This window comes from Paenibacillus sp. 276b (assembly GCF_900107875.1).
Lineage (GTDB): Bacteria > Bacillota > Bacilli > Paenibacillales > Paenibacillaceae > Paenibacillus > Paenibacillus marchantiae.
Window position 1 is genome coordinate 212913 of record NZ_FNRR01000007.1, and the last position, 15069, is coordinate 227981.

The window sequence follows — 15069 nt, forward strand, 5'->3', positions numbered from 1 at the left end:
CGCGATGCCGGACAAACTACCTGCTCTATATGTATTCGGACAGGACCCTAATTAGCACCCGATGGCGAATCCTTTCCCTGATGGGCAGAATAAGCTAAAATAAAGGTCTGTGGTTATATACACAGTGGCAATCCGATTTATTGCTATACAAACGAATACGAATCTGCAACGGGTTCTTTTTTACATATCCCGGTGTTCATTTCAGTTATAGATAGAGAGGACGTTGAAAAAAATGGCATTGGACGGCATCGTAACACGAGCTATCGTACATGAACTGCAAGGTTGCAAGGGCGGACGCATCAGCAAAATACATCAACCTAACGGCCATGATGTTGTACTGACCCTCCGTGCTCAGCGTGGAAATAGCAAATTGCTTATTTCGGCAAGCCCGACATATCCGCGTGTGCATTTTACCGAAAAAACGTTTGTTAACCCTACTGAAGCTCCCATGTTCTGCATGCTGCTGCGTAAGCACTGCGAGGGTGCGATCATTGAGGAAATTCGTCAGATTGGTATGGAGCGGATTATTCATATCGACGTGCGTCAGCGCGATGAACTGGGTGATGTTTCGGTCAAACGGATCATCATTGAACTGATGGGGCGTCACAGTAATATTGTTTTGGTCGATCCGATCACGGGGACGATTCTGGATGGGATTCATCACGTAACCCCGTCCATCAGTAGTTACCGGGTCATTATGCCTGGATTTTCGTACACCGAGCCACCAGAGCAGCATAAAAGCAATCCGCTGGAAGTGAGCAGCACTGAATTCCAAAATAGCTATACTGCTGCTGAAGAAGAGGCCTCTCGCTGGCTGGTGAATTCATTCAGCGGTCTTAGTCCGCTGATCGCAGGAGAGATTACCTCTCGGGTACCTGCTAATCAAGGTGACGATCAAGCTGCAAGTGAAGGTGTGGCTCGAATCGAAGCCGATGCGCTGTGGAATGCTTTTGAGTCCATCATGGGGCCAGTAAGAGATAATAGTTATACGCCTGTGACTGGGCTAAATGCTAAAGGCAAAATGATTTTCTCAGCCGTTCAGCTTCAGAGCATTCAGGACGCAGAGAAAACCTATGACACGATGAGCAAGTGTATGGAAGATTATTACGGAGACAAGGCCGAGCGGGATACGGTTAAGCAAAGAGTGAGCGATCTGCTACGTTTTCTGCAAAATGAGCGCAGCAAAAACATCAAAAAGCTGGACAACCTGAACAAGGATCTGCTGGAAGCCGACGATGCGGATAAATTCAGATTATGGGGTGAGCTGCTGTTTGCCTCCCTGCATCAGGTTAGTAAAGGGGACAAAAGTGTGGAGCTTGTGAACTTCTATGATGAAGATCAAGCGAACATTACCATTCAGCTTGACCCATTACTTACACCGTCTGACAACGCACAACGTTATTTCAAACGATATAACAAATATAAGAACAGTCTGGCTGTTATTCATGAGCAGCTTGGAAAAACGAAAGACGAGATCGACTATCTCGACAATCTGCTCCAGCAACTGTCTATCGCATCCATGAACGACATCGAGGAAATTCGCGATGAGCTTGTGCAACAGGGTTATCTTCGCGACCGCAACAAAAAAGGCAAAAAGAAAAAGAAAAACGACCGCCCTACAGTGCATCAGTTTACTTCTTCAGAGGGAATTGAACTTCTCGTAGGCAAAAACAACCTGCAAAATGAGTACGTCACCAACCGTTTGGCTTCTTCTAATGACACTTGGTTGCACACCAAAGACATCCCGGGTTCACATGTCGTCATTCGCAGCACCGACTTTGGCGAAGCAACCTTGGAGGAAGCAGCACAACTCGCGGCTTACTTCAGTCAAGCCAAAGAATCCAGCAGCGTGCCGGTGGATTACACCTTTATCCGACATGTACGCAAGCCGAGTGGCTCCAAACCAGGCTTTGTCATTTATGACCACCAGAAGACCTTATTTGTGACGCCAAACGAAGAGCTGGTTAAAAGTTTGCCATCCACGATCAAAAATGGATAAGAGGCTTGCTTTTCAACCCGGTTAGGCAACGTAAAATCCCCCGGAACAAAAGACTGTTCGGGGGATTTTTTGTTTCTCAAATTACCATGGACTTAAGTTGGTGATTCAGTGTATTGTTTTATTTTGAATATAAATTCAGTTTAATGTATAATAATTCAATTAATAAATCTATAAATAAACTTCTAAGGATGTGTCCCATGACGCTAAATATCAGACCAACTCACCCTAATGATGTACTACCGCTGAATGCATTAATGCACGAGTATGTCGTCGGCTTTTATAACAACCCCTGGCCTGGTGATCAGGCAATCGAGCTTTTAATCAAAAACCTGCTTGATCAGCAGATAGGTGTTCAATTCGTTGCAGAGCAGGAGGGTGAACTCATCGGATTCGCTACACTCTATTTTACCTACAGCACGATGAAGGCAAACCGCGTTGCCATTATGAATGACTTGTTTGTGACGGAAGCTTGCAGAGAAGGCGAAGCCGAGGCCAAACTGTTTGAACATTGTCAGCAGTATACACGTGAACACGGATGTGCTTACATGTCCTGGATCACAGCAGCAACCAACGAGCGGGCACAGCAGTTATTTGAACGCCTTGGAGCTGCTCGCGGCACATGGGTGAATTATTCCATCACCTAGCTTAATTATAGGCAATCAAAAAGGACATAGAGACATGGCTAGCGACTAACGCTCACCCCATCTCTATGTCCTTTTTTTTTCATATTCAATTTTAGCACGATGACAACCGATCCCTTATACCCCAGTCTAATAAAACATATGAAGAAAGTTTCCCCATCAAGACTTTCCGGCTGCAGCCCGGAGTTTATCGAGCACATCAATGGTTACGGTTTTGCTACCCAGATCCCCATGAAATACTACCCCTTGCCTTACACCATGGTAATCCGAACCACCTGTTTGAATGAGCCCAAATTCCCGTGCCAACTCCGCATATCTGCGCTCCTCTTCTGGTCCATGATCCGAATGAACCACTTCAATACCGTCAGGATGGGCGTCCACCAGAATGCGACGAACCAATTCGTCGTCTCTGTATAAACCAGGATGGGCAATAACAGCAGCACCACCCGCATCTTTAATCCACTGGCATGCATCTTCCGGTGCAACTCGGGGAACCGATACATAGCCCGGTTGGCCTTCAGCCAGATAACGATTGAATGCATCCCTCATATCAGCAGCATATCCTTTTCGTACCAACACGTCTGCCATATGAGGTCTACCGATGCTTTCATCCGGCTCCAGCGGTCGGCCAAGGCCATCAATGACCTCCTGCCAGCTAATTTCGAGTCCAAGCTCCTGTAGCTTGGCAATGATCAGATGATTGCGTTCTTCTCTCGCCTCCCGAAGCCCGCGCAGTCGCTCCAGAAATTTCTCATCTTCTGTATTCACATAATACCCCAGCACATGAATATCCTTGCCGCCAGCGCGGGTACTGATCTCTACCCCTGCCACAACGTCAATTCCATACTCACGGCCAGCCCACTGTGCCTCGGCTACACCAGCTACTGTATCGTGATCTGTCAGCGCCACCGCAGACAGTCCTCTTTGTTTGGCGAGCTTCACATTCTCGGCAGGTGGCTGCATTCCGTCCGACGCTTGGCTATGCGTATGAAGATCACAACGTCCGTTAAAGTGATTCATGAACAACAGCTCCTTCTTATATCTAGTGAGTAACAGAATGGATTTTAAATTAATATGACCCTCTTATTCCGCTCGTCCTTCTGATGTTGTCTGCTCATGCTGACGCAAATAATTCAGGAACGCTACTGCTGACAAGGGAAGCAATGAAGATTTCAGATGTATAGCGTAGAATTGTCGTTTGAACTCAAGCCCACGAATATCCACGATATGAACCAGTCCAAGGGCCAGCTCATGCTGAACGGACGACGGGGATAACATGGTGATACCCACACCCGCTTCTACGGCGGATTTCACAGCACCTGTACTGCCAAGTTCCATCACCACATTCATGTCCTGTGGATCTATATTTCTCTTCTGCAACTGATCTTCCATCACCTGACGGGTACCCGAGCCTTTTTCCCGCAACACAAACGCGTAGTTCAGCACATCTTCAAGCTCTACTTCCCCACGATCTGCCAGAGCATGCCCTGCCGGAACAATCAGCTTCAATTCATCCTGCATGACCGGCTCTACAATCATATCCGGGTGGTTTACTGGCGCTTCAATCAGTCCAAAGTTAAGCTGATGTTTCAAGATATCGTCCATAATTTGCGTCGTATTCATCACTTTCATAACGATCGAGATATCCGGGTATTGGCGAGCAAAAGGACCCAGCATTCGTGGCAACACATACTCACCAATCGTCAAACTTGCCCCAAGCTGCAATCTGCCTTGCAGCATCTGTGTAAACGCGGACATCGCCTCATCTGTCTGTCTGACCAACTCTACACTGCGTTTGGCGTGAGGCAGTAATGTCCGACCTGCCTCGGATAATTCTATTTTCTTGGTGGAACGATGCAGCAACTTGGTCCCAAAATAATCCTCAAGAGATTGAATCTGCATCGTCACCGCAGGTTGTGTCATATGTAGTGCTTGCGCAGCCGCTGAAAAACTTCCCTTCTCTGCTACGGTATAAAAAATATGCAATTGATGAAAATTCATATCTTCGCCCCTCTTCTGTACGCTTTCCCCATTGTAGCCGATTTCGTGAATTCCAACAAAAAAAGCATGCAGCTTGTCTGCATGCGATGTAACCTGAATCTATCAATTCGAAAATATGGATTATTCCAAACTTACTTATGCTTGCGACTGTTCTTGACAAGAGTCATTCGTCTTGAATGTCTTAGCCAAGAATAATACGATTTTAAATCCCGCAGTTCAATCGTCTCGGACATTTTCCCCAGAAACGTAACAACAATCATCTTATGAAGCGGATTGCCAGCAATGTCATATTCCCCTTCAAGTTCAGAAAATTCAGCAACCACGACCAAATCTTCGTCGATCAGGTAAACATCCTGCTCATTACGGTAGTATGGTGTAATACGGTCCTGCTTCAGACACTCCCATAACCATGCCGCAATATGGTCATCATCATTACGTGCCGGCTCAATACGGTCTGCATACCGCATCTTGGCATGATTGGTAATGACGATGTCGGCCACTTTTTTGTCTCCAAGAGCCACGAAAAAAGGCTCGTACGTGCTCCAACGTTGCATCACCTTATCACGCATGGGAATCACTCTCCACCAGATAGGACTTTCTATCTATTTATTTACCCAATATATTACAACATAAGTCCCGCAACCTCAAGGCGTAACTTCAGATTTTTTCACAAAATCCAGTTGATGCCTAATTCAATAAAAGAGCGGCCCCGAAGGGCCCCTCTGGTTAATCGTTTCGAAATGTACAGTGGCAATAAGTTCACTGTACATTCCCAAACCATTTTTGTTATATCCCGTAAAAACTCGTTTTGTCCATCGTTTTGCTAGCATACTCTGTTTTAATCTCATTCCGGTAGGAACGTTCAACCTTGCGCACATAGGAGAGTCTGTTCACATTTTTCATCGTATCTTCAGCCCGCTCTGCATTAACATACATGACGACATAATGCATACGGCGGGAGATGTAATGAACGGTACCATACTTTTCGAGATTACGAGCCGCTTTCAAATCACTGACCCATATAATGAATCCTGTCCTTTCCGCAAACATCATTTTCCCCGCCTTTCTATAATGGAGACCGGATCCTCGGAAAGGTCCGGTCTGTCATAAATTTATGTTCTTATCAAATCTTAGCTACAACCACACTTGCCTCCGCTACCGCAGCCGCCCTTCGGATTCGGATCATTGCTCGGTACCTTGATCGTCGTTGACACGGCGAATGCAATCGTCTCCGACATCTGGAACAACATATCGTCCAATGCTTTCTCCGCCTGTTTGAAGCGGGCTACCGCCTCGAAATGTTCCAATTCAAGCTCTAAAGCCTGAACCTGATCTTTTGCGGCGTGATAGTCCGGGTGAAAATGCCCAAAACGCTGGGTTTCTTCGAATAGTTCCTTTTTGGCTTCCAGCTTGCGTATCCCCGCCTGAATTTCAGGGCTCGTCTCCACTTGCTGCTTCCAATATAAATAATCCGATACTTCGGCTGATTGGTTAATCATGTCGCCCAGTTCATATGCGCCCGTTAACACTTGGGCCATATCGACCGTGTTCATTTCCGCTACGCTCATGAAATTCATCCTATCTATATATAAAGTTCTACTTAACGTAGACTACTTCATCATATCATATCCCCGAAAAGTTAAGAAGAGTTTTTCCTGCAAATAGAAATAAAGGGAACAGGCGATCTGCTTTGGCAAAGTCGATCAAGTTTATGCATGGTTCGGAATAATCAGGCGTATCTGGTTCCATTCGTTAGGTGAGAAAGTACGGCGTTCTGTGGGATCTGTACCATCCTCCGATATGGACCAGCCCGTTAGTGTCCAATCTTCATGACCTTGAATCTGATCAGGGATAACATAAACGATATGGCTGTCTAGCTTCAGACCCAGTTTTGTCTGCCATTCAATGGCTTTCGCAGCAATCTGACGAGCTGTGGATACATGATATCCTCGCCACTCGTTATGCCACATCTCAGGGATCTCTCCGTATCCGGGAAACAGACCTGACTGCTCCGTGATGGAATGATCGTGTTCATACGTGTGCAGATTGGAGTCACATTGAATGAGCCCCGCTCTTCCACGAATATAAAAGAGTTCCTTCTGCACCTCAAGTCCGACTTTGAACTCATCTGCTCCGACAATGGACTCATCTAGAATGGCTTCCGCCTCTGGCCTGTTCAACTTTTCAAGTAATTCACTTCTCGATTCATATATCCAGGTGTCCTTTTTCTTAACTTTATCCACCGATTCATCCTGATCAACGTTCTGCCTAGCATCCATGTAAAGTCTGTCTGCATCCTGTCCCCACTGCTGGATCGCTAGCTCCACATGCTCAGGCACTCCCGAGACAGCATACAGTCTAAGGAAGTTTATCATTACATCCGCTGTAAGACCGATCTCTGATGCTGCGATGATTCGTTCCTTTGTTATCCGATATATGGACATTCGATCACGACTCACAAGCTCTGCACCAATGTCCAGATTCCAGCGGACCTGTGGGGCTACATCTGGAGGAACCATAATTTCAAAGTCAGGCTGAACAAAAATCGTATTCTTTTCCGGTTTTTCTGACTCGTCATTCGCAAAGTTCAATAAAATTCTTGGATCAATCTGCCAGCGATATAAAAGCTCTCCCGCAGCTGACTCACCAACCTCACCATATCCCAAACCTGTCAGAACATCGAGCCAACCCCAGATATGTGTTAAGAAGGATAATCCTGAAGAACCTTCACTCTCTCTAATTTTAATTGCTTCTTTCAGCTCAACGTTGTCTAAAGTCCCTGCTGAAATACTCAACCATTCATTTTCCCGTGAAGCAAACATCATCAGTTGATAACGAAAATGCTGAAGTTTAGGCTCAGCTGCACCATATCGGTCCATACATACGCTATAGATTTCTCGGTGCATTGAAGACCACGACAACGTTAACCAGTGATAAAGACGGTCAGGTGACACATGCATTCGGTTATGCGCCTTTTCAATCAAACCCAGACTGAGCAGCAAATCAATAATAAGGGCCACATGGACTGGATACACATCCGCATGATCATAGTGAATACCTAGTTCGGCAAAATCTTCAGGGCCCAGAACCGTCATCCGACTTAATCGCTGCACCATTTTCTTGTGGATCGTTCCCTTACTTGTTAATAGGAGTCCTCCTTGGGCTTGACCTTCTCTTACCATCCAAGCCAGTACATGAAGAAGCTCTGCGGCAATATCCGGTTTTCCCTCTCGAACAATCGTCACTTTGTGGACTTCAATACTGGATATGGCCTTATCTTGTGTCATTTCATCCTGTATTACATTCGTCTTCAGCTGAGCGAACTGTCCAACTCGTGCTGCGTAGGCAATGGTTAACAAAGGAAGTAGTGATTCTGGTATGTAATACAAGCGTTCGCCCCAAGACTTGCGCACAGCTTTGATCCAGCCTTTATGCCGAAGCGCTATAAACGTCGTCACTGCTTCAGCTCTGCTAAGACCATCCACAGCCCACTCTGCTGATGTCAGCATGTTGGAAAAGGGTTGTCCGGCATATTTGCAAAAAATCACACCAAGTACCGTTCTTTCAACCAATGAAAGCTCTTTTAATGAATTCACATCCAGATTACCTTGTGTACGCATTGCTAATCATGCCTTTCTCTTATTTTTAAGTAGAGATGTAAACAGCATCTTCATTGCAATTCATGAACGATTTTGTACTCATATCCTTGTTCGACCAGAAACATCTGACGGCGTAATGCAAACTCCTGTTCCTTACTGTCCTCCGATACAAGGGCATAGAAATAAGCTTTATTTTCTCCGGACTTCGGCCTTAGAATCCGACCCAATCGCTGGGCTTCTTCCTGCCTTGAACCGAAACTGCCGGATATTTCAAGTGCAACAGCAGCATCCGGCAGGTCTACGGCAAAATTGGCAACCTTGGATACGACAATCGTTTTGATCTCACCACGCCGGAACGCTGCAAACCATTTCACTCGCTCTTGCTGGGACATCGTACCCGATATGAGCGGCGCTTCAATTTCCCGGGCAATGCTCTCGAGCTGATCCAGATACTGTCCGATGACAAGCGCTGGCATTCCCTCATGATGGTCCAATATCCGTCTGATCACAGCTAATTTGGCCGGATTTTCGGCTGCAAGGCGAAATTGGTGCTTCACCTCTGCTTCCAAATAGTTTGATCGTAGTTCAGGAGTAAACGGAATGCGTATTTCCTGGCACTGTACATTCGCAATCCACCCTTGCTGCTCTAATTCTTTCCACGGCATGTCATATAGTTTCGGACCAATTAGCGAAAATACATCCTGTTCACAGCCATCCTCACGCACCAATGTTGCTGTCAATCCCAGTCTTCTTGTAGCCTGAATATCTGCTGTAGCTCGAAATACAGGTGCTGGAAGCAGATGGACCTCATCATAAATGATGAGTCCCCACTGGCGTTCACTTAGCAATTTGATATGAGTAAAATCAGCATCTTTCGATTTTCTATGTGTAAGAATCTGATAAGTTGCCACGGTCACAGGTTTCACCTGTTTTTTCTGACCGGAATACTCACCAATCTGTTCATTCGTTATCGTTGTTTTATCCTGTAATTCCTGAATCCATTGCCGAACGGATGTGGTGTTCGAGGTCAAGATAAGACATTCACATTGCAGACGTTCTAACACGGCCATCCCAATAACCGTTTTGCCTGCACCGCAGGGAAGAACAAGCAGACCACTGCCTCCCATGCCTTCGCTACCTTCAAATGCATCCACTGCATCTCGCTGGTAAGGGCGTAACCTGAATCCTTCTGAACTGTCACCTTGAGTATTCGCTTGCCATTCAAACGGCAGACTTGTTCCTTCTCGATATCCCGCATAATCCAGCACCGGATAACCCAAACGAGTTAGTTCACGCTTCAGCAATCCGCGTTGCTCACCGCCAAGTATGAGCTCATGGGGATCGACACGTTCCATCCGAAAAGCCGAGATGGTCTTCATACTGCTTAATTCATCCAGCAATCGTTCATCTTCACTCACGAGACGCATTCTCCCGTGATCTGCCTGTGGCTTCAATTGCAACTTCCCATATTGATGGATAATTCTTTGGATATCTTGAATCAGGGCGGCAGGAACATTCCAACGAGACACTGATTCCAGACTTTCTATCACTTGATCAGCACTCCAGCCGAGTGCAGCGGCATTCCACAGTGATAATGCAGTGATGCGATATGTATGAAAAGCCGCAGGTGTCTTCACCAGTTCGGCATACATCCCTAGTTGAGCTCTGGCCTGATCAAATCCAGGATGACCCACTTCAAGCAATACTGTAAAATCACGCTGAACAATGCAGGCGTCCGTTTTCTCCATTCCGCTTCCTCCCCAATTTGAAAATGAGTTATATGTTTTTCCGAATAACAGGCATCACAAAAAGTCCAGTTCCGGTTTCTTCCGAAATTGAACCTGTATAATACAACAGTTCGACCTTAATTTAAGCTTTATAAAGACCTAACAAAAAAAAGCACCCTGCTCATACCTTGGTATGAATAGGATGCCCAACTATACTCAAATCATTCGGCTGTATATCCTTTAGCCATTGCTATAAATAGTTTCACAGCATTTTGCATGGCATCCTCATCAAAGTCGAACTTGGGATGATGGTGCGGATAGATGGCATTCTTCTCCGGGTTACCTGCTCCAACAAACATAAAGCAGCCAGGAATCTGCTGTAAGTAATAAGCGAAATCTTCAGCTGGCATCAACATTGGTGACTTCTGTACATGTTCTTCACCAAATACATCTACCGCTTCCTTGAAGAAACGTGCCGTTTCCTGCTCATCATTCACGACAGGAGGATATCCCATAATATAGTTCAACTTCGTCTCGGCACCATAGATCTCTCCGGTCTGAGCCACGATCGTATGCACACGTTCCTTCATGATACTGCGCGTCTCTTCATCAAAGGTTCTCACTGTACCCGTCATTTTACATAACTCGGCGATGATATTCTGTGCTGAGCCCGCTTGCATTGTACCAATCGTCAATACTGCGGGACGCAAGGGATCCACCGAGCGACTGACAACCGTCTGCAATTGCATCACAAGGGCTGAACCAGCCACGAGGCTGTCCACCGTGGATTGCGGCATGCCGCCATGTCCACCTTTTCCTTTGATCTCAATATAAAAGTCATCTGCCGCTGCCATCATCGGCCCTGGAGTACTCGCTGCCACGCCTACAGGAAGCGGGGTCCACAGATGAATTCCATAGATGACATCTACCCCTTCCAGTCCGCCGTCTGCTATGACTTTGAGCGCACCACCTGGTAGCAACTCTTCTGCAGGTTGGAACAAAAAGCGAATCTCACCCTTGATCTCATGTTTATGGCGACTGAAATACAGTGCCGTGCCTAGCAAAATGGATATGTGACCATCATGACCACAGGCATGCATAGCTCCTGCTTGTTGTGATGCATATTCAACGTCCTTCTCGTCCTGAATCGGAAGTGCATCCATATCTGCACGAAGCATTACGACAGGCCCTGGCTTGTCCCCACGAAGGGTACCTATAACTCCGTGTCCACCAACGTGTCGTCTCACTTCAACACCAAAGCTCTCCAGCATACCCGCTACAAAAGAGGATGTCTTCTCCTCATGAAAGGAAACCTCAGGATTCCGATGAAGATGACGACGCCATTCTACCATGTGGATTTGCAGGTCATTCCACCATATATTATTTGTCATGTCTCTCCATCCTTTCGCTCTCTATACTGGACTTTCATCAAGCCCGAACCTTCCTCTTGAAACCTATTGCTGTATATTGTAGCAGAATTGGAAGAAAACCGATACGAATGACCGCTTGAAAGCTTGCACGGGAAGGGGAAACATACTATCATAAACTAGAGAAAAGAACGAGATTTATACTCTCGGAAGCTTATGAGGAGGATCAGACGCTTATGATTTTTGAGAATACAGGCTTGGATGGCTTGAAGAGCGACTTGGCATACCTGGATGAGAGCGCCGAGAAAGTCGGATTTGTCCGGTGGCAATGGGAATATTATCGTGCTACATATGACTACAAAATTGAAGATGAACAAACCAAATCGGAATACTTTGTACGTATTAATACCCGTGCGATAGATGGCAAACTCGAAAAACCGGATACGGTTCTCGCAGTTGAAGCTATTTATCTTGGAAAAGCAACCTTTCCGCATGGTCTGGATTATGACTCTACCGTACCACAGCCAGTCGTGAAGCTGGCGGCCCAAAAATTACAGCAGCTTAAAGAACTGCTGGAAGCTTAGGCTGGGCCGAACCATGAAACAACAAACGGCCCAAACGAAAACGAAGAGAGGCACGCCGGATTTTCAACTGCTAATCCTCACTTTATTGTTGGTGGGCTTCGGACTGGTGATGGTGTTCAGCTCCAGTTCCAGCATTGCAATTGCAAACAAAAATTTTAACAATGATGCCCTGTTCTTCACGAAAAAACAACTTATGTGGGCGGTTATCGGTTTAGTGGGCATGTTTTTCGCCATGAATATCCGATTTAACAAATACAAAAAACTTTATGCACCATTTTTCTTACTCACCACGGTATTGCTACTAATTGTATTGGTTGCAGGTAAAAAGGTAAACGGTGCCCGAAGCTGGATTGAAATTATCGGCTTCAGTATTCAACCTGCGGAATTTGCCAAAATTGCCATTGTTTTGTACCTCGCTGCACTGATTACCAAAAAAGGGGAACGGTTCAGGGATCTTAGGACAGGATATATTCCCGTGCTGGTCATTGTCGGATTCATTGCAGGACTGATTATGTTGCAACCGGATTTTGGTACCTGCTTTATTCTGGTTACGACGTGCGGACTGGTCATTTATGCGGGTGGAGCAAGTATGAAACACATTATGGGTTCTATTTTGCTGGTAGTGTTGGGAGCAGCATTGGCGCTTGGAGCGAATGCCTTGTTTTCTTCCATGTCTTCTTCAGATACTGCAGATAGCACCACAACTACGGAAGCTACGCAGAACTATAAAATCGGCCGTATTCAGGCATTCCTTGATCCTTTATCCGACAAAACAGGCGGAAGCCTTAACCTCTATCGCTCCCTTGTTGCCATCGGGGATGGAGGCATCACCGGCTCCGGGATCGGACAAGGCACGATGAAGCTGCATTATTTGCCCAATGCTTATAACGACTTTATTTTCTCTGTAATTGGAGAAGAGCTCGGCTTTGTTGGAACTGCCCTATTTCTGTTGGTCTACCTCTACTTCATCTGGCGAGGCATTATCGTCTCCCTTCGCTGTCCCGATCCATTTGGGACACTGGTCGGTATTGGTATTATGGGATTAATTGCGATCCAGGCCTTTATCAACATTGGGGGCGTGACCCAGACCATTCCGGTGACAGGGGTTACCCTTCCGTTCATCAGTTATGGCGGTACCTCACTCTTTGTGATGATGGTGGCTATGGGTATCCTGCTCAGCATCTCACGTACCAATAATTTGGACGTCATCAAGGAAGAGAAAACGAAGTCGGTGACGGTTCAGACATCACGTACTTCTCCCGCACTTCGTTCACGTGAATCCATTCGCCGAATTCGGTAATGGGAAGGAAACGTCATACGAATGGTTTTGGAACAAAATGTATTGAAAACAGAAAAAGACTTCGCATCGAATTCGATGCGAAGTCTTTTTGGTGTTGTTTATCTAGATGAAGAACCAGGTCAATATACCGTTGTTCTTCCATCACGGATTGCTCAAGTTTACAGATCGTCGCCTCTGAAAGATACGCCTTCTACCTTTACATTGACTTCAACAACACGTAACCCGGTCATGGTCTCTACCGCTTCTCTTACATTCTGCTGGAGCATGCGGGAAACTTCATGAATCGGTGTCTCGTACAGGACGATGATGCGCAGATCAATGGCTGCTTCCAGCTGGCCGACCTCCACGCCCACGCCTTTCTGTACGTTTTTACCGCTCAGGCGCTTGGCCCAGCCCTCTGACAATCCTCCAGACATTGCGGCAATTCCGGGTGTCTCCATCGCAGCCATTCCGGCAATTTTCGCCACTACGTCATCGGCAATCCGGATGTTTCCGCCCTCTAGTTGAAGTTGTTCTGCCATGCCACATCCTCCTTCACTTCGTTACTCGTATTTTAAATCCTTTCGACCCCAAAAAGCAAATTAAACTCAAAAAGATGCGTTTACAACCTACCATGATTTGGTTATATTGAAATATGAAAATAATCTCATAAGTATTTAGTCATATCGTTTAAAACAAAATAATATGTTACCGAGGTGTTTGTTGTGAGAAACCGAATTTCATCCATTTTGCTGATTGCCACCTTTGCACTCAGCGCCGTCGCCCACTACTTGAAATGGGATTCGATTCTGCAATTCGTCATTTCAGCCATTTCGGTTATTTTTGTGGCCGGTTTTTTAGGCAAAGCCACCGAAAATGTAGCCCACTATGCCGGACAGCGGTTAGGCGGATTTTTGAATGCTACATTCGGCAATGCCGCCGAATTGATTATCGCCATTTTCCTCGTCAAAGAAGGATTGTTCGACATGGTTAAGGCCAGTTTGACAGGCTCCATTATCGGTAACCTGCTGCTGGTGCTTGGTCTAAGTATCTTTGCCGGAGGACTCAAGTTCAAAATTCAGAATTATAACGTATCCCTTGCCGGTCTAAACGGCTCCCTGATGATTGTAGCCATCATTGCCCTGTTTATTCCAGCCGTCTTCCTGAATACCCATTCCATCACACAGAAGGATACGAACACACTCAGTCTCATTGTCGCAGGTTTGCTGATCCTTGCCTACATAGCGTGGTTGGTGTTCTCCATGGTTACGCACAAGAACTATCTCGCAGATGTCACTGTGGATGAAGATGAAGAGTTGCCGCATGAACATGCACCCGAGTGGTCTAAGAAAAAATCAATTCTCTATCTTGTTCTTGCAACCGTCATGGTTGCCTTCGTCAGTGAATGGCTCGTTGGCACCCTTGAGGTGTTTACTGAACAATTTGGACTCAGCGAACTGTTCGTCGGTGCGTTCCTCGTTGCCATTATCGGTAACGCCGCGGAACATAGTGCAGCCATTATGCTTGCCATGAAAAACAAAATCGGTGCCGCAGTTGAGATCGCAGTCGGCAGCAGTTTACAAATCGCACTCTTTGTAGCTCCTGTGCTCGTTTTTGTCAGCTACTTCACAGGCAGAACGATGGACATTGTGTTTACAACGATTGAGCTGGTCGCCATTGGCGTAGCCGTATTTATCGCCAAGTCCATCACCCAGGACGGTTCAACGAACTGGTACGAAGGTCTACTCCTAATGGTTGTGTATGTTATTTTGGGTGTATCGTTCTTCCTGGTATAACAGTACTCCCATCATCCTAAATAATAGACAAAAAATTAGCGCGTAAAAGGCAGCCTGGAAATCGCATTTCCAGGCT

14 protein-coding genes are annotated in these 15069 nt (G+C 46.1%); 5 read left to right on the forward strand and 9 right to left on the reverse strand.

The window, feature by feature from the left end; all coding sequences use genetic code 11:
• The first annotated feature begins 232 nt into the window (after nt 1-232).
• Both BLV50_RS26500 and BLV50_RS26505 read left to right on the forward strand, forming a co-directional pair.
• Entirely contained in the window at nt 233-1999 is a 1767-nt protein-coding gene (locus BLV50_RS26500; protein WP_063565596.1) for an Rqc2 family fibronectin-binding protein, read from the forward strand.
• 197 nt (nt 2000-2196) lie between these two features.
• Nucleotides 2197-2643, forward strand: a complete 447-nt coding sequence (locus BLV50_RS26505) for a GNAT family N-acetyltransferase (protein ID WP_090810760.1) — start codon at nt 2197-2199, stop codon at nt 2641-2643.
• Between the two features lie 156 nt (nt 2644-2799).
• Here BLV50_RS26505 and BLV50_RS26510 read toward each other — a convergent pair whose 3' ends face one another.
• The 8 genes from BLV50_RS26510 to BLV50_RS26545 all read right to left on the reverse strand — a co-directional run bounded on the left by BLV50_RS26510 (nt 2800) and on the right by BLV50_RS26545 (nt 11358).
• Nucleotides 2800-3660, reverse strand: a complete 861-nt coding sequence (locus BLV50_RS26510) for a PHP domain-containing protein (protein ID WP_090810762.1) — start codon at nt 3658-3660, stop codon at nt 2800-2802.
• Between the two features lie 63 nt (nt 3661-3723).
• A complete protein-coding gene (locus tag BLV50_RS26515) occupies nt 3724-4641 on the reverse strand; it encodes a selenium metabolism-associated LysR family transcriptional regulator (protein WP_063565593.1) in 918 nt (305 codons plus the stop codon).
• Between the two features lie 131 nt (nt 4642-4772).
• Entirely contained in the window at nt 4773-5210 is a 438-nt protein-coding gene (locus tag BLV50_RS26520; protein ID WP_063565592.1) for a hypothetical protein, read from the reverse strand.
• Nucleotides 5211-5427: 217 nt separating this feature from the next.
• Nucleotides 5428-5691, reverse strand: coding sequence for a YlbG family protein (locus BLV50_RS26525; protein ID WP_063565591.1), 264 nt, complete (start codon nt 5689-5691; stop codon nt 5428-5430).
• 80 nt (nt 5692-5771) lie between these two features.
• Nucleotides 5772-6209: a YlbF/YmcA family competence regulator gene (locus tag BLV50_RS26530; RefSeq protein WP_063565590.1), complete on the reverse strand. Its 438-nt coding sequence runs from the start codon at nt 6207-6209 to the stop codon at nt 5772-5774.
• A 141-nt stretch (nt 6210-6350) separates the two neighbouring features.
• Complete coding sequence (locus BLV50_RS26535) at nt 6351-8261, reverse strand: helicase-associated domain-containing protein (RefSeq protein WP_090810763.1); 1911 nt, start codon at nt 8259-8261, stop codon at nt 6351-6353.
• A 50-nt stretch (nt 8262-8311) separates the two neighbouring features.
• A complete protein-coding gene (locus tag BLV50_RS26540) occupies nt 8312-9988 on the reverse strand; it encodes a DNA repair helicase XPB (RefSeq protein ID WP_063565588.1) in 1677 nt (558 codons plus the stop codon).
• Nucleotides 9989-10188: 200 nt separating this feature from the next.
• On the reverse strand, nt 10189-11358 hold the full coding sequence (locus BLV50_RS26545) for a M20 family metallopeptidase (protein ID WP_090810765.1): 1170 nt from the start codon (nt 11356-11358) through the stop codon (nt 10189-10191).
• Between the two features lie 212 nt (nt 11359-11570).
• Between BLV50_RS26545 and BLV50_RS26550 the strand changes: the two genes are divergently transcribed.
• Nucleotides 11571-11918: a YugN family protein gene (locus BLV50_RS26550; protein WP_090810767.1), complete on the forward strand. Its 348-nt coding sequence runs from the start codon at nt 11571-11573 to the stop codon at nt 11916-11918.
• 13 nt (nt 11919-11931) lie between these two features.
• Nucleotides 11932-13218 carry a putative lipid II flippase FtsW gene (gene ftsW / locus BLV50_RS26555; RefSeq protein WP_063565585.1) on the forward strand — a complete coding sequence of 429 codons (1287 nt, stop codon included), beginning with the start codon at nt 11932-11934 and terminating at the stop codon, nt 13216-13218.
• A 158-nt stretch (nt 13219-13376) separates the two neighbouring features.
• On the opposite strand, the gene BLV50_RS26560 is transcribed toward ftsW, so the two are convergent.
• On the reverse strand, nt 13377-13739 hold the full coding sequence (locus BLV50_RS26560; RefSeq protein ID WP_024631137.1) for an Asp23/Gls24 family envelope stress response protein: 363 nt from the start codon (nt 13737-13739) through the stop codon (nt 13377-13379).
• 183 nt (nt 13740-13922) lie between these two features.
• Here BLV50_RS26560 and cax point away from each other — a divergent pair, with 183 nt between their 5' ends.
• The gene (cax, locus tag BLV50_RS26565; RefSeq protein ID WP_063565584.1) at nt 13923-14993 is read left to right on the forward strand and encodes a calcium/proton exchanger; all 1071 of its coding nucleotides are present in this window, start codon (nt 13923-13925) and stop codon (nt 14991-14993) included.
• Nucleotides 14994-15069 lie beyond the last annotated feature (76 nt).

Bases quoted from the DNA above. Each gene is read 5' to 3' on its own strand.
- BLV50_RS26500 (WP_063565596.1), top strand. From the start codon at position 233: ATGGCATTGGACGGCATCGTAACACGAGCTATCGTACATGAACTGCAA.
- BLV50_RS26505 (WP_090810760.1), top strand. From the start codon at position 2,197: ATGACGCTAAATATCAGACCAACTCACCCTAATGATGTACTACCGCTG.
- BLV50_RS26510 (WP_090810762.1), bottom strand. From the start codon at position 3,660: ATGAATCACTTTAACGGACGTTGTGATCTTCATACGCATAGCCAAGCG.
- BLV50_RS26515 (WP_063565593.1), bottom strand. From the start codon at position 4,641: ATGAATTTTCATCAATTGCATATTTTTTATACCGTAGCAGAGAAGGGA.
- BLV50_RS26520 (WP_063565592.1), bottom strand. From the start codon at position 5,210: ATGCGTGATAAGGTGATGCAACGTTGGAGCACGTACGAGCCTTTTTTC.
- BLV50_RS26525 (WP_063565591.1), bottom strand. From the start codon at position 5,691: ATGTTTGCGGAAAGGACAGGATTCATTATATGGGTCAGTGATTTGAAA.
- BLV50_RS26530 (WP_063565590.1), bottom strand. From the start codon at position 6,209: ATGAGCGTAGCGGAAATGAACACGGTCGATATGGCCCAAGTGTTAACG.
- BLV50_RS26535 (WP_090810763.1), bottom strand. From the start codon at position 8,261: ATGCGTACACAAGGTAATCTGGATGTGAATTCATTAAAAGAGCTTTCA.
- BLV50_RS26540 (WP_063565588.1), bottom strand. From the start codon at position 9,988: ATGGAGAAAACGGACGCCTGCATTGTTCAGCGTGATTTTACAGTATTG.
- BLV50_RS26545 (WP_090810765.1), bottom strand. From the start codon at position 11,358: ATGACAAATAATATATGGTGGAATGACCTGCAAATCCACATGGTAGAA.
- BLV50_RS26550 (WP_090810767.1), top strand. From the start codon at position 11,571: ATGATTTTTGAGAATACAGGCTTGGATGGCTTGAAGAGCGACTTGGCA.
- ftsW (WP_063565585.1), top strand. From the start codon at position 11,932: ATGAAACAACAAACGGCCCAAACGAAAACGAAGAGAGGCACGCCGGAT.
- BLV50_RS26560 (WP_024631137.1), bottom strand. From the start codon at position 13,739: ATGGCAGAACAACTTCAACTAGAGGGCGGAAACATCCGGATTGCCGAT.